This is a genomic window from Endozoicomonas sp. ONNA2 (assembly GCF_024606365.1).
Lineage (GTDB): Bacteria > Pseudomonadota > Gammaproteobacteria > Pseudomonadales > Endozoicomonadaceae > Endozoicomonas.
The window spans coordinates 1-2948 of sequence record NZ_JAHHPO010001000.1; the positions used below are offsets into that span (position 1 = coordinate 1).

Genomic DNA, 2948 nt, shown 5'->3' on the forward strand with positions numbered 1-2948 from the left:
ATGAATATACCCATCACAACCGAGCCGTAAAAGATGCGGCCAGAAAATGCATCTATGTTGGCACAGGGGGCTTCTATCTCTTCATGGCATTCTGATTTTTTTATCAAGTTTTTGGCAAGTAAGTGGCACTGAGTTGCCTGACTTGTTTCTGAATGGCTGTAACCATAAAAAACCAAACGACACTGGTTTGATAAGATCTTATTTTGTAGATAAGTTGCGCGGGCTCTGTTTTTATACCAACCTTGCGAATGTTGTGGCTGTAGGGATTAGTGATTCATCGGGAGCTGGTGGTGAAAGACAGTAATAAGCTTCTTGATCACTCACACGCCAACCATTAATTCTTTTGCCCGTTAACTGTCCAGAATCTTAAGTTATAATTGAGGATACTAATATGAGCTACGGATTAACACCAGCAACCAGCGGTGCATCAACTTCGAGCGCATCGACCAGTTCGGCACCTCAATCCACACAGAGTTTTTCGGCCTCACAGAATTGTGAACCTGTCTTCTATACCGGCGCAACAACAACCAGAAGTACAACCAGAAGTACAACCAGAAGTCTGTCAACCATAAACTCGGAGGTTTCCACTATTCTACGAGAAGATCAACATTCGGAAAAGCAATCTGACATTGCAGAACGTAAAACGACTCATGTTATAAAAAAATGCATAGTTCCTGAATTTGAGCAAAAAGTTCGAAACACCACTGAAATTAGTGACGAACCAGCGGTTAAGCCCGAGGATGTTATGAGCAGGAAAATAAATGAAAGACTGAAAACCACAAAAGAAAAATATGAGAAGCAGTTTTCATTTATCAAGAAGCATTTCACCACCAATAATTCCTGCAATTTAGACAGTACTAAACCGTTGATTGTTAACACTACAGGAAAAAAAATGGGTGAATTCGTTAATGAGTACCATTCTGATGAATGGCAATTTTTAGCTAACAATAAAAATCCTGAATATCGGCACAATTTTTATGCCAGCAACATTGTTGTCCATCAATACGAATATATTTCTGAAGTAAATCAAGCGAAATTAGCGTTGCCAAAAACAATCATCGAAAACAGAATCACTGGCGAAAAAAGCATTGAGGTCATTCATAAATATGCCGGCCGCCATGACTCAGAGCAGTTTAGACATGAATATTTAACCACTACGGTCAACGGAAAACGCACAGCCAGGGTGCTTGAGGATTTTGGCTTGATTATCGAAGGCATGGAGGTTAACTATGACAAGTACGAGAAGGATACCAAACATTTTCCCGGGGCTACGTTAGCACGGATTAAATTGATTTATCCTTATTTCAATGTCACTTATCACGTAAGGCCAGATCCTGAAATTTATGGAAACCCGCACTCTGCTCACTCTTCAAGTTCATAAGTACTTGACCGGTGAGTGACCAGCGTTTTTTTAGCTTTCAATGCACAACAACGGTTGCGTAGCATCGACTATGGAAATACTCATCCCTTCTAAAAATAGCTCTTTATGGGCACAGGTCTTTTTTAATCTGAAAAATACCGTTGTGAGGATTGCTGTATTAAAAATGAAAGCACGAAAATTGAAACTTTTTACACAACATTATGGGTGGTTGTATTGTTCACCCGAATCAAAAAATGGTAAATTTCTTTGGCTCCCGAGGCCATTGTTCGGCAGGATGGTTCTACCAAAAACGATTGTGAGAAAGGTGCTGAGCATCCTCGGCGTGGGTCGCAAGAAGCCCCCGCCACAGCCGCCTGGCGGTGGGGCAGCCATCCGGAGCATGTCACGCAAATTCATCATGAAAATTAAATAACAAGGGGATATCTGGCAATGGATCAAATCAAACTGAATACTCAACACGCGCTGTTATATTCTTGGCACAGAAGAGCTAAATCCTTACTGCCAATCAGAGCCATGAGATCCCTTGCAAATGGCGGCGAGGCATATTTTGGTCGTTTCTCTATCAGCGCTTTGGCCAGTAAGACCCAAAGGCTGATGAAAGAACACCCAAATGCACGATATACTCAAAAACTCCGTAATCCATTGAGCGCTTACAACATTAGCATCCCGGCAGCCTGTAAGGATTCAACTCCTTATATTTCTGAAAAGGTAGAAAAACTGCATGCCCAAGGGCGCAAGCTTCAGGTTAAACTTGCTTTCAACGAGGATGGCAGGGTTGCTCCAATCCCCATGTATAACTCTGATAATTCCCCCCCCATAAAACTTAATGGTACAGCCCACTTCTCTGATACTGACCCCTGGAGACCTGGAGAAGAAATAGTATGCAGACATTTCGCCTGGGCTTATGCCACAAGAGTGTTTGGTCGGGGAAAAGATACTTTTAAAATAATAGACACCCCGGAAAAAATACAGAAACTCTTTGCTGAAAGAACTTTCCAACCTAAAGTAAAAGGGCAATTTTTTGTTTCAGATTTATCAGAGGAACAGAAGAGCTTTCATAACATACCCTATTGCGCTGATGGTTATTATTTCCTTGAAGGAAGTTTTTCTGAGGCTCTTGCCAGTCTGGCAGAAAAGTACTGGAATATGGCAGGTGGCGATCAAAAGAATTTTATTTTTCGTACCGACGTTGGTTTAACTGAACACGGAATGGCTTTGAGGTTAAAAAAGCAGGATGGGTGCATGAAGGTTATTTTTTACGACCCCAACGCGACACTCAGGCACAAAACATTTCTTCTCTCGGAACCCGGCCTGGCTGCACACATTACCAATGAAGAGCTTGGAATCAAGTACTTTAGAGGAGCACTTCTTAATATTGATGACAGAAAGCAATCTGTTGATGAATGTGATGTCCGGCTCTTTGGTAGCTCCCATAGTGTGCAGTTCGAGTTTCATACGAAACCTTGTATGCATAATCATCATCCCTTACTCAAAAAGCCAGAGAACCGTTAAAAACTTTTCCTGATTACCACTGATCGTACGTCATGATACAGAGAAAGTTTATTTA

At 41.6% G+C, this 2948-nt stretch carries 2 protein-coding genes; both read left to right on the plus strand.

The genetic code is table 11. The annotated features are described in order from the left end of the window. Positions 1-391: 391 nt before the first annotated feature. Positions 392-1381, plus strand: a complete 990-nt coding sequence (locus tag KDK14_RS17655; RefSeq protein WP_257266507.1) for a hypothetical protein — start codon at positions 392-394, stop codon at positions 1379-1381. A 429-nt stretch (positions 1382-1810) separates the two neighbouring features. Continuing rightward, entirely contained in the window at positions 1811-2893 is a 1083-nt protein-coding gene (locus KDK14_RS17660; RefSeq protein WP_257266508.1) for a hypothetical protein, read from the plus strand. Positions 2894-2948: the final 55 nt, after the last annotated feature.

Excerpts from the sequence above, each read along its gene's own strand:
- KDK14_RS17660 (WP_257266508.1), top strand. The coding sequence starts at position 1,811 with ATGGATCAAATCAAACTGAATACTCAACACGCGCTGTTATATTCTTGG.
- KDK14_RS17655 (WP_257266507.1), top strand. The coding sequence starts at position 392 with ATGAGCTACGGATTAACACCAGCAACCAGCGGTGCATCAACTTCGAGC.